This window comes from Streptomyces sp. NBC_00435 (assembly GCF_036014235.1).
Classification (GTDB): domain Bacteria; phylum Actinomycetota; class Actinomycetes; order Streptomycetales; family Streptomycetaceae; genus Streptomyces.
In genome coordinates, this window is record NZ_CP107924.1 from 1,289,775 (window position 1) to 1,310,379 (window position 20,605).

Below are 20,605 nucleotides of genomic sequence, written 5' to 3' on the forward strand. Positions count from 1 at the left end.
GTGCCAGGGCCGCCGTGCCTCCGGTGGACCGTGTCCTCGACCGCGCCCTCCGCCGACCGAGGACGTGAGTAGTGGCCATGACCCGACAACCACACCGGCAACCGAACCCGGACCGGCGCCGCCGGCGCAAACCAGTGGCGGTACTGTCCCTGCTCCTCGGCCTGCTGGCCGCGGTGCTGGGCCCGGTACCGGGAGCGGCCGCCGACAACGGCTGGTGGAACCCGACCGCACGCCCGGCGCCCGACTCCGGGATCAACGTGACCGGAGAGCCCTTCAAGGGCACCGACGCCCAGGGCAACGTACGCGGCTTCGTGGACGCGCACGACCACATCATGTCCAACGAGGGCTTCGGCGGCCGGCTGATCTGCGGCAAGCCGTTCTCCGACCTCGGGGTCGCCGACGCGCTCAAGGACTGTCCCGAGCACTATCCCGACGGCAGCCTCGCCATCTTCGACTTCGTCACCAAGGGCGGCGACGGCAAGCACGACCCCGACGGCTGGCCGACCTTCAAGGACTGGCCCGCCCACGACTCGCTGACCCACCAGCAGAACTACTACGCGTGGATCGAGCGGGCCTGGCGCGGTGGCCAACGCATCCTCGTCAACGACCTCGTCACCAACGGGGTGATCTGCTCGGTCTACTTCTTCAAGGACCGCAGCTGCGACGAGATGACCGCCATCCGCCTGGAGGCGAAGAAGAGTTACGACATGCAGGCCTTCGTCGACAAGATGTACGGCGGCCCCGGCAAGGGGTGGTTCCGCATCGTCACCGACTCCGTGCAGGCCCGCGAGGTCGTCAAGCAGGGCAAGCTCGCCGTGGTCCTCGGTGTCGAGACCTCCGAGCCCTTCGGCTGCAAGCAGATCCTGGACATCGCCCAGTGCGGCAAGGCGGACATCGACCGCGGCCTCGACGAGCTGTACAACCTCGGCGTGCGCAGCATGTTCCTGTGCCACAAGTTCGACAACGCCCTGTGCGGGGTCCGCTTCGACGAGGGCGCCCTGGGAACGGCCATCAACGTCGGCCAGTTCCTGTCGACCGGCACCTTCTGGAAGACCGAGCAGTGCCCCGGCCCGCAGCACGACAACCCCATCGGGCTGGCTCCGGCGGCCGCGGCGGAGAAGGAGCTGCCGGCGGGCGTGGCGGTGCCTTCGTACGCCTCGGGCGCCCAGTGCAACACCCGCGGTCTCACCGAGCTCGGCGACTACGCGGTGCGCGGCATGATGAAGCGCAAGATGATGCTCGAGGTCGACCACATGAGCGTCAAGGCAGCGGGCCAGGCCTTCGACATCCTGGAGTCCGAGTCGTACCCGGGCGTGATCTCCTCGCACAGCTGGATGGACCTCAACTGGACCGAGCGGCTGTACAAGCTCGGCGGATTCGCCGCCCAGTACATGAGCGGCTCCGAGGGCTTCAGCGCGGAGGCGAAGCGCACCGACGCCCTGCGCGAGAAGTACCACGTCGGCTACGGCTACGGCACCGACATGAACGGCGTCGGCGGCTGGCCGGGCCCGCGCGGCGCCGACGCGCAGACCCCGGTCACGTACCCGTTCCGCAGCACCGACGGCGGCTCGGTCATCGACAAGCAGATCACCGGCCAGCGCACGTGGAACTTCAACACCGACGGCGGCGCCCACTACGGCATGGTGCCCGACTGGATCGAGGACATCCGGCTCGTCGGCGGGCAGGGCGTGGTCGACGACCTGTTCCAGGGCGCCGAGTCCTACCTGCGCACCTGGGGCGCGTCCGAGCAGCACAAGGCCGGGGTGAACCTCGCGGCCGGAGCGGCCGCCTCCGCGAGCTCGGCCGAGTGGAACCCGTTCGTCAGCTACGCGCCCGGCAAGGCCGTGGACGGCGACCGGGGCAGCCGCTGGGCGAGCGACTGGAACGACGACCAGTGGGTGCAGGTCGATCTCGGGTCCGAGCACCTGGTCAAGCGCGTCACCCTCGACTGGGAGCGGGCGTACGGGAGGTCGTACCGCGTCGAGGTCTCCTCGGACGGGGCGAACTGGCAGACGGCCTGGTCCATTGCGGCCGGTGACGGCGGCCTGGACACGGCGCAGTTCGCGGGGGTCCCGGCCCGGTACGTACGCGTCCACGGAGCGGGACGCGGCACGCAGTGGGGTTACTCCCTGTACGAAGTCGGCGTATACAGCAGCTGACGGCGTCGAGCGGGTGTCCGTGGGCGTTCGCGCCCGTGGGCACCCCGCTCGGGGCGCACCGGAGCTGAGGGGGACCCGTACATGGCACGGATGCCGTTGACCGACAGGCGCAGGCAGCTGACGGAGGCGGCGATCCGCGCGATGACCCGTGACGGGGTGTCCAGGACCACGACCCGGTCGATCGCCGCCGAGGCGGGCGTGTCGCTGAGCGTCTTCCACTACTGCTTCGACTCCAAGCAGGCGCTGCTGGAGTCGGTCATCGAGACCATCACCGCCCACTACATCACGATCGTGAAGGCCGCGATCCAGCCCAGGGCGACGCTGCGGGAGACCATCCGGGCCGGGTTCCAGGCGTACTGGGACCACGTGGCGGCCAGCCCCGGCGCGCACATGCTCACCTACGAACTCACCCAGTACGCCTTGCGGCAGCCCGAGTTCGGGCACCTGGCGCGCAAACAGTACGCGTCGTACTGCGATACGTACGCCGAGCTGATCGAGGAGCTGCGCCGGATCACCCCCTTCGAGCTCAGCGTGCCGGTGGGCGTGCTCGCCCGCTACCTGGCGGCCATGACCGACGGGGTGACGCTGAACTTCCTCGTCCTCGGCGACGAGGAGGCCGCGGCCGGGATCCTCGACATGGTCACCGATCACGTGGCCGGACTCGTGCGGAGCGACTGACAGCCGCTCAGGCAGCGACCCGGAAGCCGATGTTGGACGTGGAACTGTCGGGCGTGTTGGAACTGCGGGCCGCGACCCGGTAGCGGTTGCAGTACGAGTCGTGGCAGAGGAAGGAACCGCCGCGCATCGTACGGGAGTCGTGGCCCGGGGCGAACGGGTCGGCGCACCACTCCCAGACGTTGCCGACCGTGTTGAACAGGCCGTGTCCGTTGGGGCGGTACGACTTCACGGGGACGGTTCCGAGGTGGGGGCCGGTGTGGGTGGCGGGGAAGTCGCCCTGCCAGATGTTCAGCATGGTGCGGCCGCCCGGGGCGAGTTCGTCGCCCCAGGGGTAGCGGCGCTGCTCCAGGCCGCCGCGGGCCGCGTACTCCCACTCGGCCTCGGAAGGCAGCCTGGTGCCGGACCAGGAGCAGTACGCCTGGGCATCGTTCCAGGAGACGTGGACGACCGGGTGGTTCTGCCGGGAGGCGATGGACGATCCGGGCCCTTCGGGCCGCTTCCAGCTCGCGCCGGACACCGCCCTCCACCACGGGACGCCCTCCACGGCCGGGGCGCTGTCCGCGAGTTCCTGGTCCAGCAGACCGGCGAAGACGAAGGAGAACCCGAACGTCTCGGCCTCCGTGAGGTGTCCGGTGGCCTTCACGAAGGTGGCGTACTGGGCGTTGGTCACCGTCGTCGGCGCGATCCGGAAGGCGGCCACCTCCACCTCCCTGACCGGGCCCTCCCCGTCCGCCGGGAAGCCGTCCGCATCCTCCGTGCCCATGAGGAAGCGGCCCCCGGGCAGGTCGAGCAGACCGCGTACCGCGCGGGGCACGGGGACCGCGGGTGCGGCGAGCAGGGTGACGGCGCCGGCCGGGGAGTCGTGGCCCGGGGTGCAGCAGGAGGACATGGTGGCTCCGTTGGAGGATCGGTGCGGGGCGGGGCGGGGCGGGGCGTTGCGATGCGGGTCGGTGCGGACCGGCCGGGCGCGTACGGCGCACCCGGCCGGAGGCGTGGTGGCTAGCTGGTCCGGTCGGCGGCGAGCTGGGCGGCCAGGGCGGGGATGCCCAGGTTCCGCTCCTGCGCCGGGGTGGCCTGGTACAGCTTGTTGACCAGCTGGTACGGGTCGGCGGCGAGGTCGTAGTACTCGCGGAACTTGACCTCTCCGGTGCCCGACACGGTGCCGTTGGCATCGGTGTGCAGCTGGTAGTACTCCACGTACTGCTTGTCCTTGGACACGTAGGAGGACCAGGTGCGGTGGTCGGCCCCGGTGCCCTTCTTCCACCATTCGACGAGCAGGTGGTCGCGGCTGTACGAGCTCAGCAGCGACCTGCCGTCCTGCGGGGTGTTCGGGGTGATCCCGGCGGCGTCGAGGATGGTGGGCGCGATGTCGATGTTGGCGACGATGCGATTGTCCACCGTGCCCGCTCCGAGGCCTCCGGCGGGCCAGGAGAGGTAGAACGGCACCTCGTGGGCGGGGCTGTAGGGCACCGACTTGGCGGTCCAGCCGTGGTCGGCCCAGCCGAAGCCGTTGTCGCCGATGTAGATGACGAGGGTGTTGTCCAGTTGGCCGAGGGCCGCCAGCTTGTCCTTGAACGCCTGGACGGCGTCGTCGACGGACAGCAGCGTGCGCAGCTGCTCGGCGCGGATGCGCTTGCCGTCGTCGAGGGTGCCGGTGGCGTCCTGGATGTAGGGCGGCTTGTCGCTCCGGTCTGCCTCCGTGACGGAGGGGCGTCCGTTCCACTCGGGGACGGCGGTGCCCGCGTACTTGGGCTCGGGCGTACGGGGGCCGTGCGAGGCGTAGGGGGTGACGTAGGCGAACCAGGGCCGGGTGTCGGTGGCCGCCTTGTCCAGGAAGCTCAGCGTCCGGTTCTTGATGATGCTCGTGGTGTAGCCGTCGATCGTCTGGACCGCCCCGTTGACGTTCCACTTCGCGTCGACGTAGCCGGGCTGGAGGAGGGAGAATTCCTCAAAATGCGGCGGCGCGTCGGCGATGTTCCAGGAATTGAGGTATTTGCCGAAGAGGCCGGTGCGATATCCGGCCTGTTTCAAATAGCGCTGGACGGTGGTGTTCTGGTCCAGGGCCGCCGCGGAGGCATTGTTGCGAACCCCGTGGTTGTGGGCGTAGCGGCCGGAGAACACCGAGGAGCGCGAGGGCGCGCACAGCGGGGTCGTGACGTGGCCGTGGGTGAACCTCACGCCCTGGCCGGCGATCCAGTCGATGGTCTTCCGGATGGCCCAGTCGGTCTGTTTGGGCTGGTCGTCCGTGACGATCAGCAGGATGTTCGGGCGGCCGGCGGCCGCCGCGGAGGCCGCCGCCGACGCCGGGCCGATCGCAGGCACGGCGGCTGCCGCCGCTGCCGCCGCCGTGCCGGCGAGGAATCCTCTCCGGCTGACCTGGGTCCGGGCTCTCTTACTCATCGGTATTTCCTCCTGCTGTCCGAAGGGGAAATGGTGTGGCGGCCACTGCCATGCGGAGAGCGTAAAGGGATCCGAATACCCGTTCAATGTACGGAGTGTGAAATGACGTCAGGGGGCGGGATCCGGCGGCGGAGGGTCAGTCCAGGGACGGGTGGACTTCCGGATGCTCGTCCCACCAGGCCCGGTGGAAGGGGTTGTTGTCCACATTGGCCAGGTACGCGCGGGCCGCCGAGTTGTAGAAGAGCTCCGCCTGCCGGGCCGAGACCGTCGAGCGGTTCCAGGCAAGGCGGATCCGGCCCATGATGGGGGCGCCGATCAGGGGGCGGATCGCCGTGCCCGCCACCGCCGGCGCGGTGGGCTGGCAGAGGGAGACGGCGCGGCCGGCGGAGATCAGGTCGTACTGCATCATGCGGTCGGTGATCCGGTAGCGCAGAGAGGGGACGAACCCGGCCTTGGCGCAGGCCTCGATCAGCGCCTCGGGGCCGCCGTCGTCGTCCTCGATCAGCGACATCCACGTGTCGTCCGCGAGGTCCGCGAGGTCCAGGGCCTCCAGCCGGGCCAGTGGATGGCGGGCCGACATCCTGATGCAGAACGGCTCCTTGGGGACCAGGGTGCGGGCCGTCACCCCCGCGGGGAGCGCCACCTCGTGGTCGTTCACCTCGCCGTACACGATGACGTCGTAGCGGCCCGCTCCGAGCATGCGCACCAGGGCCGTCACCGAGTCCTCGAGGTCCATGGTGATCTCCCGGCCCGACAGGGCGAGATCCTGCTGGGCGATCAGCCCGTCGACCAGTACGAGCAGGATGCAGCCCAGGCGCAGGGGGGCACCTTCCGTCCGGGCCCGGGTCTCGGCGCCCAGGGCGTCCATCTCGCTGAGCACCCGGCGCGCCTTGGCGAGGACGAACTGGCCGAGGGGGGTGGGCTCGACACCGCGTCGGCCGCGGACGAAGAGGTCGCCGCCGGTCACCCGCTCGATCCTGCGCAACTGCGCGGAGAGTGCGGGCTGCGAGACGCCGAGTCGGCGCGCGGCGCCACCCAGGCTTCCCGTCTCCGCTATCTGACAGACGGCCTGCAGATGCCTCAACTCCAGCTGCATTCAGGCAGCTTACGCAGCACGGGGTGCGCCGCACCATAACGCCTGTCTTATGCGTGCAGGGATGTCCCGATCTCGTCATGGACACGTCCATACTCAGCCGCGAACAGCCAGATTCTCATCCCCTTCTCACCCCCCACACGATCGGAGTGGACTCTTGCAGCCCACCAGATGGATGGCCGCCGTCGCGGCCATGGTGCTGACCACGGGCCTCGCCGGCACGCTGGCCACCACCGCCACCGCCGCGCAGTCCTCGGTTCCCTCACCCGTCCCGGGCACCTCCGCCGAGCGGGCGGTCGCCGCGGCTGACGCGGCCGTGCGCAGCGGCCTCGACAGCCTGGTCAACTCCCCGCAGCAGCAGTACGACCGTCGCCTGGTCACCCCCTGGGTGAAGGACCTGTACTCGGTCGCCTACGAGCGCAGCTACCGCGGCCTGCCGGTCGTCGGCGGCGACGCGGTCGTCCTCGCCGACGGGGAGGGCCGGGTACGCGCCCTCCAGTCGGCCTCCTCGACGGTGATCGACGTGGCGGTCACCCCGTCGGTGACCGCGAAGGCCGCCGAGGCCACCTCGCGCCGCGAGCAGGCCAGGACCGACCAGGTGCAGAGCAGCCGGCTCGTCGTCAAGCTCAAGGACGACAAGCCGGTGCTGGCCTGGGAGACCGTCCTGATCGGCCGGACCGCCACGGCGCCCAGCAAGCTGCACGTGTTCGTGGACGCGCGCACCGGCAAGGTCCTGGACCGCTTCGACGAGGTGGTGGCGGGCAGCGGCAACAGCAAGTGGAACGGCCCGAACCCGCTGACCATCGACACCACGGCCTCCGGTGGCACCTACTCCCTGCGCGACCCGAACCGCACCGGCCTGAGCTGCGCCGACTACAGCTCGGGCAGTGTCTTCTCCAAGTCGTCGGACTCCTGGGGCACGGGCAACCCCACCTCCAAGGAGACCGGCTGTACGGACCTCATGTTCGCGGCGCAGAAGCAGTGGGACATGCTGAGCCAGTGGCTCGGCCGCAACGGCGTCAGCGGCAACGGCCGCAGTTTCCCGGGCAAGGTCGGCCTCGGTGACCTGAACGCGTACTGGGACGGCAGCTCGGTGACCATCGGGCACAACCAGGCCAACGAGTGGATCGCCGGCGTGGACGTGGTGGCCCACGAGTACGGGCACGCCATCGACAGCAACACCCCGGGCGGCACCAGCGGCCAGGAGTCCGGGCTCGGCGAGGCCACCGGTGACATCTTCGGCGCCCTGACCGAGGCCTTCGTCAACGAACCGTCCCCGTACGACACTCCGGACTACACCGTCGGCGAGATGATCAACCTCGTGGGCACCGGTCCGATCCGGAACATGTACAACCCGCCGGCCGTGAACAACGACCCGGCCTGCTACAGCTCCTCCATACCCGGCACCGAGGTGCACGCGGCGGCCGGCCCTCTCAACCACTGGTTCTACCTGCTCGCCGAGGGCACCAACCCGGGCGGCGGCAAGCCCAGCAGCAGCACCTGCAACCAGTCCACGCTGACCGGCGCGGGCGTACAGAACGCGGGCAAGATCTTCTACGGCGGCATGCTGCTGAAGACCTCCAGCATGTCCTACAAGAAGTACCGGACCGCGACCCTGAGCTCCGCCAAGTCGCTGGACGCCACCTGCGACCTATTCAACAAGACCAAGGGCGCCTGGGACGCCATCAGCGTGCCCGCCCAGTCCGGTGACCCGACCTGCACCCCGAGCGGTCAGAACAGCGACTTCTCGCTGGCGCTGAACCCGTCCTCGGGCACCGTCCAGCAGGGCGCCTCGGTCACCACCGCGGTGGCCACCGCGATCTCCCAGGGCACGGCCCAGCAGGTGACCCTCACCGCGTCCGGTCTGCCGGCCGGCGTCACCGCCTCCTTCAGCCCGGCCACCGTGCAGTCCGGCCAGTCCTCGACGCTGACCCTGACCGCGTCCTCCAGCGCGGCTCCCGGTTCCTCGACCGTCGTCGTCAAGGGCCAGGGCGCCAGCCTCTCGCACACCGTCGACTACGCGCTCACCGTCGGCGGCACCACTCCGCCCCCCGGCGCGCCGAACATCGACGTGGCCGCCGTCCAGGCGCACCTGACCCAGCTGAACACGATCGCCTCCCAGAACGGCGGCAACCGCCGTGCGGGCAGCGGTGGGTACACCCAGTCCGTGGCGTACATCAAGGGCAAGCTGCAGGCGGCCGGCTACACGGTCACCGAGCAGAACTGCACCTCCTGCACCTACCCGTCGAACAACCTGATCGCCGACTGGCCCGGCGGCCCCGCCGACCAGACGATCATGTTCGGCTCGCACCTCGACAGCGTCTCCGCCGGCCCGGGCATCAACGACAACGGCTCAGGCTCCACGACCCTGCTGGAGAACGCGCTGGTCCTCGCCCAGAAGAACCCGACGATGACCAAGCACGTGCGCTTCGCCTGGTGGACCGACGAGGAGCAGGGCCTCAACGGCTCGAGGTTCTACGTCAACCAGCTCACCAGCACCCAGAAGTCGGCCATCAAGGCCTACTACAACTTCGACATGGTCGGCTCGACCAACGGCGGCTACTTCATCAACAACGTCAACTCCACCGCCGCGGCCCCGCTCAAGGCGTACTGGACCTCGCTGAACCTCGCCCCCGAGGAGAACACCGAGGGCCAGGGCCGCAGTGACGACTACTCCTTCCAGCAGGGCGGCATCCCCACCTCCGGCTACGCGGCCGGCGCCAGTGCCCGCAAGACCTCGGCGCAGGCCTCGAAGTGGGGCGGCACCGCGAACGCGGCGTACGACTCCTGCTACCACAGCTCCTGCGACACCACGAGCAACATCAGCGCGACCGTCCTGGACCGCAGCGCGGACGGCGTCGCCTACACCATCTGGAACCAGGCCGTCGGCGGCACCACGCCCGGCCCGGACTTCTCGATCAGCGCCTCCCCGGCCACCGGCAGCGCCAGCCAGGGCGGCACCACCACCTCCACCATCAACACCGCCACCGTGAGCGGCGCCGCCCAGACCGTCGCCCTGTCGGTGTCCGGCGCCCCCGCCGGCACGACCGCGACGCTCAGCCCCACCTCGGTCCAGTCCGGAAGCTCCTCGACGCTGTCCGTGCAGGTCGGCGCGAGCACCGCGCCCGGCACGTACACCCTGACCGTCACCGGCACGGGCTCCGTCAGCCACACCACCACCTACACCCTGACCGTCACGGGCACCGGCCCCTCCTGCACCCCGCGCCAGCTCGTCTCCAACGGCGGCTTCGAGAGCGGCTCCACCCCGTGGACCGCCACCTCGGGCGTCATCACCAACCAGGCCGGCCAGACCCCGCACGGCGGCTCGTACAAGGCCTGGCTCGACGGTTACGGCCAGAACCACACGGACAGCGCCTCGCAGTCGGTGACCATCCCCACCGGCTGCGCCTCGTACCAGCTCGGCTTCTACCTGCACATCGACACCGACGAGACCGAGAACACCGTCTACGACAAGTTCACGGTCTCGGTGGGCGGCCAGACGCTGGAGACCCTGTCCAACGTGAACGCGGCCTCCGGCTACCAGCTCAAGACCTACGACGTCTCCCGGTTCGCCGGCCAGACGGTCACCCTGAAGTTCCAGGGCGTGGAGGACTCCTCCCTCCAGACGTCCTTCGTCGTGGACGACGTCACCCTCCAGGTGAGCTGACGCCCCCGGCACCCTGAGCACGAGCTGAGCACCACCTGAGCACGTTACGGGCGGTATCCGCCCCGGCCGCACACGGCCGGGGCGGGTGCCGCCCGGCAGTGGATCAGCCGCCGTCGCGGACCGCGACGATGCCGTTGAAGACGCCGACGTAGGCCGTCCCGTCGGGGCCGAGGGTGATCGGGGCCCAGTTGTTGTCGTACAGCGGGCCGGTGCCGGTCAGCCGGCGCCAGCGGCGCTCGCCGGTGCGGAAGTCGACCGCCGTGAGGTACCAGGCGTCGATTCCCCAGAAGTTCGGCTCCTTCTCGTAGAAGTAGAGCAGCCCGTTCGCGGTGGAGAGCTTCGGGACCACGGAGGGCGAGCGGATCGCGCTCTGCCAGACCGTGTCGCAGCCACTGCCGTCGGCGCGGACGTCGATGCGGCTCACTCCGCCGACGACGGATTTGCCGAGGACCAGCGAAGTGACGTTCTCATAGCCGTAGTTGTTCTCGACGACGATGCTGTTTCCCCAGGTGATAAGGGAGTTGTCGGTGGTCGATGCGCCCGGGCCGAAGACCGGGACCTTGCACACCAGCCGCTGACCTTCGGGCACGTCCACGCCCCGCTTGTAGACCAGGACGTTCATCCGGTCGTCGGCGTTGTCGGTGATCGCGACGTAGCCGTTGCCGAAGAGGTCCGGAGTGGTGCCCGAACCCTGGTTGACCGAACCGGGTTTGGTTCCCGTGCCCCGGTCGTACGTCTGGCGCCACTGCGCGACGGGGGTGCCGTCAGCGGTGGTGCGGAAGCTGTAGAGCGCATGGTCGGTGACGATGGAGACACCGTCCTCGGCGACCGAGAAGGAGTTCTGGATCTCCTCCCCCGCCAGCCTGATCGAGCGGATCACCGAGGTCCGCGGGTCCACCGTGCCGACGCGGCCCTGGCGGGTGACCCACCAGATGAGGCCGTTCCAGTCGGGCATCACCGAGGTGACGGGGTCACAGGTGCCGGTGGGCCACAGGTTGGTCCAGTCGACGCAGTCGTGCGGGACCTGACCGGTGAGGTCCCAGTCGTCGTCGACCTCGAACTGCCAGCCGCCGTCCGGATTCTGTACGTGGGACAGGCGCAGGATGTGCTGGCGGGAGTCGGCCAGCACCGCCCGGTCCTGGTCGTCCAGGTAGAAGTAGGCCCCGCCCGAGGTGTCCTTGAAGATCTTCGAGAAGTCCAGCGAGGTGATCGCCTGGACCGTCGAGGAGCGCTGTGGGAGCTGGTACTCCGCGAGCGTGGCGAGCGTACGGGGCTCCAGCAGCTTGACCTTGAAGCCGCCGAAGGTGCCGCACACCGTGACCAGCCGGCCGGCCGAGTCGAAAGTGGCGGTGGCGCATTCGCCGCCGACGGCGGCGATCTTCTCGCTGGTCACCTGCGGGTTCCTGCCGAGCGGCCCGGACCAGGGTGACGTGGCGCTGCCCGCCGCGTCGGAGTGCATGCCACTGCGGCCGTTGGGCGCGAGGAAGGGGTGCTGCGGCGGGGCTTCGCCGGGCAGCGGAACGGCGGTGGCGGGGCCGCCCTCGTAATGGCTGACCAGGCGGTGGCCGGGGGCCTGGGGTATCGCCTCGGCAGCGGCCGGCGCGACCCCGTACATCACCGCGCATGCGGCGAGGGCCGGTACCACGGCGCAGTTCAGCGCTCTTCGGAACATTCGGACTTCCTCCCTTTCCCTCAGTCTTGTTGACATTGCGTATGACATCGCGCCGGGGCGAGACGCTAGATCGCACTGCCTGAGGAGTCCATGGAAGAACCGGATGATTCACGAAGGCGCAACAGTTGATCATCCGCAACGGCGGTGCCGGGCCTACGGCTTGAACCCGCTGACCACGTTCGCCGTGGCCGAGACCCCGTTGTGGATGGTCGCCGCCAGGCCGCTGCCGGCGAGGTAGAAGCCGAGCAGGACGCAGACCAGCGCGTGCGACACCTTCAGGCCGCCGCCACGCATGAAGATCCACGCGAGGACCAGGAGCAGGACGACGACGGAGAGGGAGATCACCATCGGAACACCTCCTTGTGCGGCGCCATCGTGGCGCAGGAGGAGGGCTTCCCGGGCGAAACCCGCGTCCGCCAAACGGGTGTTGACCGTCCGTGATCGGCGTTCAGCCCTTGACGATCTCCGCCCAGCGGGTCGTCCGCCCGCGCCGGCGTCCGAGCAGCACGGGGTCGCGCCCCACCGCCAGCCGCGCGGGTCTTGCCCGCCCGCCGCACGGCATGCCATATATGTCTAGACCTTTCCGAGGAGCGGGAAGAACCGGAAGAAGAGGGGCGCCCGCCGTGCACGACCCCGTACCACGCCCCGCGCCGGCCACCGCGCCGAGCCCCTCGGCGCACCCCGTACGCCGCGCCCCGCGGCCGTCCGCGCGGCGGGCGGCGCTCGCCGTGTCCCTGGCCCTCGCGGCCGCCGCGCTGACGGCCTGCGACTCCGCCGACACCACGCCCCCGCCCGCTCCGGTCGGGATCACGGCCCAGGCGGGCAGCGCCACCTCGGTCCACGTCATGTGGCAGTCACCGGCCCCCGCCGACGGGGTGGCCGCCTTCCTCGTCTTCCAGGCCGGCCGCCTGGTCCGCGAACTCCCCGCCGACAAGACGATGGTGGACATCACCGAGCTCACCCCGCGGACCGCCTACGCCTTCACGGTCCGGGCCCGGGACGCCGCCGGCAACACCTCCGCGGCCGGCGCGGCCGCCTCCGCCACCACCCCCGCCGCGAAGGCCGAGGACCGCCTGGCCCCGACCGCACCGCCGAGTACGGCCGGCCGGGCCCTCGGCCCCACCTCCGCCCAGCTGACCTGGGCCGCGGCAACCGACGACTCGGGGGTCACCGCGTACGACGTCTACCAGGGCGAGGCCCGGATCCACACGGTCGGCCCCGGCATGACCGGGACCGTCCTGGAAGGTCTCCAGCCCGACACCGTGTACACCTTCACCGTCCGGGCCCGGGACGGCGCCGACAACTCCTCCCCGGCCGGCCCCGCCGTGGACGTCACGACCCCGGCCGGAGGGGGACAGCGGCCGAACAGCGCTCCGGCCGAGTTCACCGCGACCGCCTCACCGGGCGCGGTCACCCTCGCCTGGACCGCCCCGCCGACCGGCCGGGAGACCAGCGAGTACGAGCTCTACGTCAACGGCCGGCCCACCACCGTCATCCAGTTCGGCGCGGGCGCCGTCCCGGCGGGCCGTGCGGAGCACCGCCTCTCGGTCACCGAACCGCCCGGTACCGTATGGACGGTGAAGCTCCGGGCCCGGCTGCCCGACGGCAACTGGGGCGCGTTCTCCGCCGAACGGCGGGTCGTCCTCGCCTCCTGACGCCCCTCCCGTGGCCCGGTCACGGACAATCCACCGATTCGATATGACCCGAACGGCACTGCGACGAAAGAAGATCGCGCACAATACTTCCGTGTTCGGTGAGTACTCGGTCAACAACAATCAGGCAGATTCCGCGGGCGGCGCCCCTGGGCCAGACTCTGGCGCCGTGCCGGGAAACCTGCCGCCGGAGACGGCGAGCTTCGTGGGCCGCGAGCGTGAACTCGGCCTCCTGTACGACGTTCTGCGCGAGCGGCGCCTCGTCACTCTCACGGGGGTCGGCGGTGTCGGCAAGTCCAGGCTGGCCCTGCGCGCCGCCGCCGATCCCCGCCAACGGCGGCCCGACGGGGTGTGGTGGGTGGAGCTCTCCCCGCTGCGCGACGCCGAGTTGCTCACGGCCACCGTCGCGCACGCCCTCGGCCTCGCCCACCAGTCCCCGCGCCCCCTCGACGAGGAACTGTGCGCGTGGATGGCCGACAAGGAGCTGCTGCTCGTCCTCGACACGTGCGAGCACCTGGTGTCCGCCTGCCGCCACCTGGTGGGTGAACTCCTGCAGTCCGCACCGGGCCTGACGGTCCTCGTCACCTCCCGCGAACCGCTCGGCAGCCCCGGCGAGAGCCTGGTCGAGGTCAGTCCGCTCCCGAGCGACGGACCCGACAGCGACGCGCTCGCCCTGTTCCGGGCCCGCTCGATGTCCGCCTCCGGCCACGCCGCGGCCGCGTTCGCCGACCCCGACCTGGCGGCCCTGGCCGCCGAGATCTGCCGCCGCCTGGACGGGATCCCGCTCGCCATCGAACTGGCCGGTGCCCGGCTGCGGCTGTGGACCCTGGAGCAGATGGCGGAGCGCCTCCAGGTCCGCTTCGACCTGCTGTCCGACACCACCGCCGCCCGGCTCCCCCGCCACCAGACGATGCGGACCGCGATCGGCTGGAGCCACGAGCTGTGCGAGCCGGTCGAACGGCTGCTGTGGGCCCGGCTCTCGGTGTTCACCGGGGACTTCGACGCCGCCGCGGCGCGCGCGGTGTGCTCGGGCGGCCCCCTGCCCGCGGCGCGCGTGGAACGGGTCCTGGCGGGCCTGGTCGCGAAGTCGGTGGTCCAGCACACCGATGAGCGGGGTACGGGCGCCCGCTACCGGCTGCTGGACACGATCCGCGAGTACGGCCAGGACTGGCTGGCGGAGCTCGGCGAGGAGCGGATCGTCGCCGACCGGCACGCCCACTGGTACGCCGCGCTCTCCAAGGCCGCCGACCGGGGTTGGATGGGCCCCGGGCAGGTGGACTGGTACCGCAGGATGACCGCCGAGCACGCGCAGCTGCGCACCGCCCTGGAGCACCTCCTCGGCACGGACCCCACGGCCGCCCTGGAGACGGCCGGCGCGCTGTGGTTCTTCTGGTTCTCTTGCGGGCACGTCCACGAGGGCCGGGCGTTCCTGGAACGGGCCCTGCTCACCGGTCCGCGCTCGGGGGCGGCGTACGTCCAGGGCCTGTGGGCGCTGGGGCTCACCGTCATGCTCCAGGGCGAGCTGGACACCTCCGAGCGGCTCGGCCGGGAGGGCACCCGCGCGGCGGCCACGCTGGCCGACCCGGAACCGGAGCTGCGCGCCGCGTACCTGCACGCGGTGTCGGTGCTGATGCCGGGCGATCCCGTACGGGCGCTCGCGCTCGCGGGGCCCCGGGCGCGCGGCGGACACGGCGGCAGGCCCAGCGGCGCGGGCTGGCTGCTGTGCCGGCTGGCCACCGGCTACGCCCTGTGCGACCTCGGACGCTTCGAGGAGGCCGAGCAGGAGGCACGCGGCCTGCGCGAGGCGTGCGCGGAGTTGGGGGAGCGTTGGCTGCGGGCGTACGCGGACTACATCCTGGCCGTCGCGGCCTTCGGGCTCGGCCACCACGGGGAGGCGGCCCGCCACGCACGGGCGATGCTGTCGGGCAAGCGGCTGCTGGGCGACCGCTTCGGGATCGCGCTCGGTCTGGACCTGCTGGCGGCGGCGGTGGCGGCCATGGGCGACGGCGAGCTCGCGGCGCGGCTGCTGGGCACGGGGCACGCCTGGTGGCGCACGGTGGGCCGGCCGCAGATGGGCTCTCCCTCGCTGACGGCCCTGCGCGACCAGGGCGAACGCGAGGCCAGGGCGGCGATCGGCGACGAGGCCTACGAAAGCGCGTTCCTGGGCGGCGCGGCGGCGTCCACCGGCTGACGCTCAGCCGGTGGCGCCGTTGCGTAACTCCGGGGCTCCCGTCAGTACGGGAGGGGTCTGCCCGACGGGGTACGCAGATCCAGGTCTCGAGGTGCGGGCTTGGGGACGGGCTTGCGGATCAGCTGCTGGCGCATGCTGCCTCCTCGCTCAGACCAGGGCCGGGCGGCGGGGTTCCACCGTGCGGCCGTCGGGGAGCAGTTCGCCGGTGTCGTCGAAAACCACGGCACCGTTGCAGAGCAGGTTCCAGCCCTGCTCGGGGTGGAAGGCCACGGTACGGGCGGCATCGTGATCGACGCTGTCGGCGGACGGGCATGGGGGCTGGTGGGAGCACATGGCGCACCTCCTCGCAGAGTGGGGCGGGAAGGCCGGTGGTCACCCGGTCGAATCCGCGATCCACGGTGGCGGTGAGTATTACTGATCGCCACCCCTGGACGGTACCCATATTCACCGCCCAGTTCAGGGTGTGTATGCCCGATTACCATGTGCTCATGCCCGCTGTCCGGATCATTCGCCGAACACTTCTCGCGCCGGAGGATGCGTGGCGGAGGCTGACGGACTGGGAACGCCACGGCGCAGCCGTTCCGCTCACCCGGGCGATCATCGAAACGCCGCCTCCCACGCACACCGGAACCCGTTTCACCATGCGTACGGGCGTGGGGAGCATCACCTTCGACGACCCGATGGAAGTCACCCTCTGGAGGCCTCCCCGCGACGGCTCGGCGGGGCTGGTCCGGCTCGTCAAACACGGCCGCTTGGTGCGGGGCCGGGCGGAGATCGAGCTCCGCCCCTCGCCCCGCGGCGGCTGGGAGGCCGAGTGGCGCGAGGAACTGCGCGTACGCGGCCTCGGCCGTCCCTTCGACCCCCTGGTGACGGCGGCGGCGCGCCTGTTCTTCACCCGCGCCCTGGAAGCCCTCCTGCGCCCCTGAACAGCGCCGCCGGGCGCTCCTTCCCACACCCAGGGCCTGGGGCCGCCCCACGGCGACCCCAGGCCCTTCCCGGTGCGAGCCCCGCACTAGCGGATCGGCATGCCCGAGAGGGTGCGGGCGATCACCAGGCGCTGGATCTCGCTGGTGCCCTCGAAGATGGTGTAGATGGCGCTGTCGCGGTGCATGCGCTCCACCGGGTACTCGCGGGTGAAGCCGTTGCCGCCGAGGATCTGGACCGCCTGGGCGGTGACCTTCTTGGCGACCTCGCTCGCGAACAGCTTCGACATCGAGCCCTCGGCCGAGGTGAAGGGCTTGCCCGCGACCGCCATCCAGGAGGCCCGCCACACCAGCAGCCGGGCCGCGTCGATGGAGGTCCGCATGTCGGCGAGCTGGAACGCCACGCCCTGGTTGTCGATGATCGGCCGGCCGAACTGCGTACGGGTCTTCGCGTAGTCCAGCGCCACCTCGTACGCGGCGCGCGCGGTGCCGACCGCCATGGCGCCGACGGCGGGCCGGGAGGCCTCGAAGGTGGCCATGGCCGCGTTCTTCACGCGCTCGCCGCCGCCCGCCTTCGCCCGCTCGTGGGCCCGCGCGAGCCGCTCGTCGAGCTTCTCCTTGCCGCCGAGGAGGCAGGACCCCGGTACGCGCACGTCCTCCAGCACCACCTCGGCGGTGTGCGAGGCACGGATGCCGTGCTTCTTGAACTTCTGCCCCTGGGAGAGGCCCGGGGTGTTCGGCGGCACGATGAAGGAGGCGTGGCCCTTGGTGCCGAGCTCGGGGTCGACGACGGCCACGACGATGTGGACGTTGGCGATGCCGCCGTTGGTCGCCCAGGTCTTGGTGCCGTTGAGCACCCACTCGTCCTTGGCCTGGTCGTACACGGCGCGAGTGCGCATGGAGCCGACGTCGGAGCCGGCGTCGGGCTCGGAGGAGCAGAAGGCGGCGACCTTCACGTCGTCCGGGGTGCCGTACATCTGCGGGATCCAGGTGCCGATCTGTTCCTCGGTGCCGTTGGCGACCACGCCGATGGCGGCGAGCCCGGTGCCGACGATGGAGAGTGCGATGCCCGCGTCGCCCCAGAACAGCTCCTCCATGGCCATCGGGATGCCGAGGCCGGTGGGGTCGAAGAACTGCTGGGCGTAGAAGTCGAGGGAGTAGATGCCGACCTTGGCGGCCTCCTGGATGACGGGCCACGGAGTCTCTTCGCGCTCGTCCCATTCCGCGGCGGCGGGACGGATCACGTCGGCGGCGAAGCCGTGGATCCAGTCCCGCACCTGCTTCTGGTCGTCGTTGAGCTCCATGGTGAACTCCGCCATGTCCCCTCCAGCTTTCGTCTCACGCCGCCGTACAAGTGGTTACCAACGGTAACCCTCAAGATGACTCCAGTCTGTTACCGGCCGGTAAGCACTGTCAAGCAGCAGCTACGGCGCACCACCGGTGAGATCGCCAGGGTGTGCGGGGTGTTACGTTGCGTGGGCGTCAGGACATCGCAAGGGCGGGGAGTGAGACACGTCATGGAGACCACACAGCAGGCCGGCGAGCCGGGAGCGGGCGAGCGCCGGCGGCGGGAGCTGCTGGAGGCCGCCGACCGGGTCGTCCTCAGGGACGGCCCCAAGGCGTCCATGAACGCCATCGCGGCGGAGGCCGGCATCACCAAGCCCATCCTCTACCGGCACTTCGGCGACAAGGCGGGCCTCTACCAGGCGCTGGCCGTCCGGCACACGGACGCCCTGCTCGGCTCGCTGCGCGCGGCGCTCGACGCCCCCGCCGAGCGGCGCAGCCGGGTGGAGTCCACCCTCGACACCTATCTCGCCGCCATCGAGGCCCGGCCCCAGGTCTACCGCTTCCTCATGCACCCGGCCGAGGACTCCCAGGCCACCGAGCGCGGCTTCGACGTCGGCCTGCACTCGGCACCGCTGCTGCGCCGCCTCGGCGAGGAGCTGGCCCAGGTGATCGGCGAGCGCGTGGACCTCGGTCCCGGCGGCGAACGCCTGGCCCGCGTCTGGGGCCACGGCATCGTCGGCATGATGCACGCGGCCGGCGACTGGTGGCTCAGCGAGCGCCCGTGCGAGCGGGCGGAGCTCGTCGCGGGCCTCACCGACCTGCTGTGGGGCCGCCTGGCCACGGCGGGCAACCGCGCGGACGGTCCGGGGTTCTGAGCCCAGCCGGCGTTTGAGGCACGGGGTCCGGGGCGGAGCCCCGGGGACCCCGGCCCCGCCGGGCCTCACTCCCCCAGCGCGTGGATCCCGGCCGCCCCCCAGTCGGTCTTCCGGATCTGCCTGCGCAGCTTCCGCGCCCGCAGCCCCGTGACCCGCTCCGCATAAACCACACCTGCCAGGTGGTCGCACTCGTGCTGGAGGCAGCGGGCGAAGAACCCGGTCCCGGACACCCGTACCGGCGCCCCGTCCGAGGTGACGCCCTCGACGACGGCCTCGTCGAAGCGGACCGTGGACGCCTCCAGCCCGGGCAGGGACAGGCATCCCTCGGGGCCCGCGAACTCGTCCCCTGCGGCGGAGACCAGCCGCGGGTTGACGATGTGCCCGACGTGCCGGACGTCCTCGTCGTCGGGGCAGTCGTAGACGAACACCCGCTGCCCGACGCCGATCTGGTTCGCGGCGAGGCCGACGCCCTGGGCGGCGTACATCGTGGCGAACATGTCCTCGACGAGCCGGTCGAGGACCGGGCCGAACTCGGTGACCTCCGTGCAGGCGGAATGGAGCACCGGGTCGCCCAGCAGGCTCATGGTGCGGACGATGCCGGAGGTACCGGGGATGGGGCGCTGTCGCATGGCCGTAAGGGTACGACGGGCGACTATATGAGGAGATCTTCGGCAGACCTGGGGCGCCGCGGTCGGGGTGCGGGCCGGTACTGGATAGGCTGGGGGCGACCGACGCAAGGAGGACAAGGGACGATGGCAGGCAACACAGAGCCGCTTTCGCCGCGGGCCAAGCTGGCCGTGACGGCGGGCAAGGCCGCGGCGGCGGTGTCGCGGGCCGCGGGACGCGGAAGCGGATCGGTGATCGGAGGCAAGGTCGCACTCAAGCTCGACCCCGATCTCCTCGGCGCGCTGGCGCAGCATCTCGACGTCGTCCTCGTCTCGGCGACGAACGGCAAGACCACGACGACCCGGCTCATCGCGGAGGCCCTGCGGGCCAGCGGTCCGGTCGTCTCCAACGCGCTCGGCGCGAACATGCCCGCGGGCATCACCTCCGCCCTGGCGGGCGGCTCGGACGCCCGCTACGGCGTCATCGAGGTGGACGAGAAGTACCTGGCCGGAGTGGCCCGGGACGTCACCCCCAAGGTGATCGCCCTGCTGAACCTCTCCCGGGACCAGCTGGACCGCGCCGCCGAGACCCGCATGCTCGCGGAGAAGTGGCGCGAGGGCCTCTCGGGCTCCAAGGCGGTCGTCGTCGCCAACGCGGACGACCCGCTGATCGTGTGGGCCGCCTCCTCCTCGGCGAACGTGGTGTGGGTCGCGGCCGGCCAGGAGTGGAAGGACGACGCCTGGTCGTGCCCCTCCTGCGGTGGCGTCATGCAGCGTCCGGGCGACGACTGGTACTGCGGCGAGTGCGGTTTCCGGCGTCCCACCCCCAGCTGGGTGCTCTCCGGCGACCACGTCCTCGACCCGCACGGCAGCGCCTGGCCGATCAGCCTCCAGCTCCCGGGCCGCGCCAACAAGGCGAACGCCGCCACCTCCGCAGCCGTCGCCGCCGTCTTCGGCGTCCCGCCGCAGGTGGCGCTCGAGCGGATGTACCAGGTGCAGGCCGTCGCCGGACGCTACGACGTGGTGAGCTTCCAGGGCCGCGAGCTGCGGCTGCTGCTCGCGAAGAACCCGGCGGGCTGGCTCGAAACGTTTTCTCTGATCGACCCGCCGCCGACCCCGGTGATCCTGTCGGTGAACGCGCGCGGCGCCGACGGCACGGACACCTCCTGGCTGTGGGACGTGGACTACCCGCGCCTGGCCGGCCACCCGATCTTCGTGATCGGCGACCGCAAGCTGGACCTCGCGGTCCGCCTGGAAGTCGCGGGCCTGGACTTCCGGGTGTGCGAGACCCTCGACGAAGCCGTGCAGCTGGCGCCGCCCGGACAGATCGAGCTGATCGCCAACTACACCGCCTTCCAGGACGTGCGCCGCCGCGTCGGCAACTAGTACCCATAAGGACAAGA

The 20,605-nt window shown here is 71.0% G+C and carries 16 protein-coding genes; 8 read left to right on the forward strand and 8 right to left on the reverse strand.

Translation table 11 applies throughout. From position 1 onward, the window contains the following. The first annotated feature begins 77 nt into the window (after positions 1-77). Positions 78-2,159, forward strand: coding sequence for a galactose-binding domain-containing protein (locus tag OG389_RS05815; RefSeq protein WP_328297388.1), 2,082 nt, complete (start codon positions 78-80; stop codon positions 2,157-2,159). Positions 2,160-2,240: 81 nt separating this feature from the next. Continuing rightward, positions 2,241-2,837, forward strand: a complete 597-nt coding sequence (locus OG389_RS05820) for a TetR/AcrR family transcriptional regulator (protein WP_328297389.1) — start codon at positions 2,241-2,243, stop codon at positions 2,835-2,837. 7 nt (positions 2,838-2,844) lie between these two features. Here the strand turns inward: OG389_RS05820 and OG389_RS05825 are convergent, their stop codons facing one another. The 3 genes from OG389_RS05825 to OG389_RS05835 form a co-directional block, all read right to left on the reverse strand. Then, positions 2,845-3,726, reverse strand: coding sequence for a formylglycine-generating enzyme family protein (locus OG389_RS05825; RefSeq protein WP_328297390.1), 882 nt, complete (start codon positions 3,724-3,726; stop codon positions 2,845-2,847). A gap of 110 nt (positions 3,727-3,836) precedes the next feature. Next, positions 3,837-5,237, reverse strand: a complete 1,401-nt coding sequence (locus OG389_RS05830; RefSeq protein ID WP_328297391.1) for a sulfatase family protein — start codon at positions 5,235-5,237, stop codon at positions 3,837-3,839. A 136-nt stretch (positions 5,238-5,373) separates the two neighbouring features. Then, positions 5,374-6,333: a LysR family transcriptional regulator gene (locus tag OG389_RS05835; RefSeq protein ID WP_328297392.1), complete on the reverse strand. Its 960-nt coding sequence runs from the start codon at positions 6,331-6,333 to the stop codon at positions 5,374-5,376. A 172-nt stretch (positions 6,334-6,505) separates the two neighbouring features. Between OG389_RS05835 and OG389_RS05840 the strand changes: the two genes are divergently transcribed. After that, positions 6,506-9,997, forward strand: coding sequence for a M28 family peptidase (locus OG389_RS05840; protein WP_328303542.1), 3,492 nt, complete (start codon positions 6,506-6,508; stop codon positions 9,995-9,997). Between the two features lie 103 nt (positions 9,998-10,100). On the opposite strand, the gene OG389_RS05845 is transcribed toward OG389_RS05840, so the two are convergent. Together OG389_RS05845 and OG389_RS05850 are read right to left on the reverse strand one after the other, a co-directional pair. Then, a complete protein-coding gene (locus tag OG389_RS05845) occupies positions 10,101-11,669 on the reverse strand; it encodes a hypothetical protein (RefSeq protein WP_443059209.1) in 1,569 nt (522 codons plus the stop codon). Positions 11,670-11,822: 153 nt separating this feature from the next. Then, positions 11,823-12,017 (reverse strand): hypothetical protein, encoded by a 195-nt coding sequence (locus tag OG389_RS05850; RefSeq protein WP_328297393.1) that lies wholly within the window; start codon positions 12,015-12,017, stop codon positions 11,823-11,825. 275 nt (positions 12,018-12,292) lie between these two features. Here OG389_RS05850 and OG389_RS05855 point away from each other — a divergent pair, with 275 nt between their 5' ends. Together OG389_RS05855 and OG389_RS05860 are read left to right on the forward strand one after the other, a co-directional pair. Further along, on the forward strand, positions 12,293-13,324 hold the full coding sequence (locus OG389_RS05855; protein ID WP_328297394.1) for a fibronectin type III domain-containing protein: 1,032 nt from the start codon (positions 12,293-12,295) through the stop codon (positions 13,322-13,324). Positions 13,325-13,490: 166 nt separating this feature from the next. Next, on the forward strand, positions 13,491-15,512 hold the full coding sequence (locus OG389_RS05860) for an ATP-binding protein (protein ID WP_328297395.1): 2,022 nt from the start codon (positions 13,491-13,493) through the stop codon (positions 15,510-15,512). A gap of 147 nt (positions 15,513-15,659) precedes the next feature. On the opposite strand, the gene OG389_RS05865 is transcribed toward OG389_RS05860, so the two are convergent. Beyond that, the gene (locus OG389_RS05865; RefSeq protein WP_250740159.1) at positions 15,660-15,845 is read right to left on the reverse strand and encodes a DUF5999 family protein; all 186 of its coding nucleotides are present in this window, start codon (positions 15,843-15,845) and stop codon (positions 15,660-15,662) included. Positions 15,846-16,000: 155 nt separating this feature from the next. On the opposite strand from OG389_RS05865, the gene OG389_RS05870 reads away from it, so the two are divergent. Then, on the forward strand, positions 16,001-16,438 hold the full coding sequence (locus OG389_RS05870) for an SRPBCC family protein (protein ID WP_328297396.1): 438 nt from the start codon (positions 16,001-16,003) through the stop codon (positions 16,436-16,438). 86 nt (positions 16,439-16,524) lie between these two features. Here the strand turns inward: OG389_RS05870 and OG389_RS05875 are convergent, their stop codons facing one another. Continuing rightward, a complete protein-coding gene (locus tag OG389_RS05875) occupies positions 16,525-17,754 on the reverse strand; it encodes an acyl-CoA dehydrogenase family protein (protein ID WP_328297397.1) in 1,230 nt (409 codons plus the stop codon). A 198-nt stretch (positions 17,755-17,952) separates the two neighbouring features. Between OG389_RS05875 and OG389_RS05880 the strand changes: the two genes are divergently transcribed. Next, positions 17,953-18,597, forward strand: coding sequence for a TetR family transcriptional regulator (locus OG389_RS05880; RefSeq protein ID WP_328297398.1), 645 nt, complete (start codon positions 17,953-17,955; stop codon positions 18,595-18,597). 65 nt (positions 18,598-18,662) lie between these two features. On the opposite strand, the gene def is transcribed toward OG389_RS05880, so the two are convergent. Continuing rightward, the gene (gene def, locus OG389_RS05885; protein WP_328297399.1) at positions 18,663-19,226 is read right to left on the reverse strand and encodes a peptide deformylase; all 564 of its coding nucleotides are present in this window, start codon (positions 19,224-19,226) and stop codon (positions 18,663-18,665) included. Between the two features lie 123 nt (positions 19,227-19,349). Between def and OG389_RS05890 the strand changes: the two genes are divergently transcribed. Then, the gene (locus tag OG389_RS05890; protein ID WP_328297400.1) at positions 19,350-20,588 is read left to right on the forward strand and encodes a MurT ligase domain-containing protein; all 1,239 of its coding nucleotides are present in this window, start codon (positions 19,350-19,352) and stop codon (positions 20,586-20,588) included. Positions 20,589-20,605 lie beyond the last annotated feature (17 nt).

Coding starts and splice junctions, on each gene's coding strand:
- OG389_RS05835 (WP_328297392.1), bottom strand. CDS start 6,333: ATGCAGCTGGAGTTGAGGCATCTGCAGGCCGTCTGTCAGATAGCGGAG.
- OG389_RS05840 (WP_328303542.1), top strand. CDS start 6,506: ATGGCCGCCGTCGCGGCCATGGTGCTGACCACGGGCCTCGCCGGCACG.
- OG389_RS05825 (WP_328297390.1), bottom strand. CDS start 3,726: ATGTCCTCCTGCTGCACCCCGGGCCACGACTCCCCGGCCGGCGCCGTC.
- OG389_RS05845 (WP_443059209.1), bottom strand. CDS start 11,669: ATGTTCCGAAGAGCGCTGAACTGCGCCGTGGTACCGGCCCTCGCCGCA.
- OG389_RS05870 (WP_328297396.1), top strand. CDS start 16,001: ATGCCCGCTGTCCGGATCATTCGCCGAACACTTCTCGCGCCGGAGGAT.
- OG389_RS05865 (WP_250740159.1), bottom strand. CDS start 15,845: ATGTGCTCCCACCAGCCCCCATGCCCGTCCGCCGACAGCGTCGATCAC.
- OG389_RS05830 (WP_328297391.1), bottom strand. CDS start 5,237: ATGAGTAAGAGAGCCCGGACCCAGGTCAGCCGGAGAGGATTCCTCGCC.
- OG389_RS05850 (WP_328297393.1), bottom strand. CDS start 12,017: ATGGTGATCTCCCTCTCCGTCGTCGTCCTGCTCCTGGTCCTCGCGTGG.
- OG389_RS05820 (WP_328297389.1), top strand. CDS start 2,241: ATGGCACGGATGCCGTTGACCGACAGGCGCAGGCAGCTGACGGAGGCG.
- OG389_RS05875 (WP_328297397.1), bottom strand. CDS start 17,754: ATGGCGGAGTTCACCATGGAGCTCAACGACGACCAGAAGCAGGTGCGG.
- OG389_RS05815 (WP_328297388.1), top strand. CDS start 78: ATGACCCGACAACCACACCGGCAACCGAACCCGGACCGGCGCCGCCGG.
- OG389_RS05890 (WP_328297400.1), top strand. CDS start 19,350: ATGGCAGGCAACACAGAGCCGCTTTCGCCGCGGGCCAAGCTGGCCGTG.
- def (WP_328297399.1), bottom strand. CDS start 19,226: ATGCGACAGCGCCCCATCCCCGGTACCTCCGGCATCGTCCGCACCATG.
- OG389_RS05880 (WP_328297398.1), top strand. CDS start 17,953: ATGGAGACCACACAGCAGGCCGGCGAGCCGGGAGCGGGCGAGCGCCGG.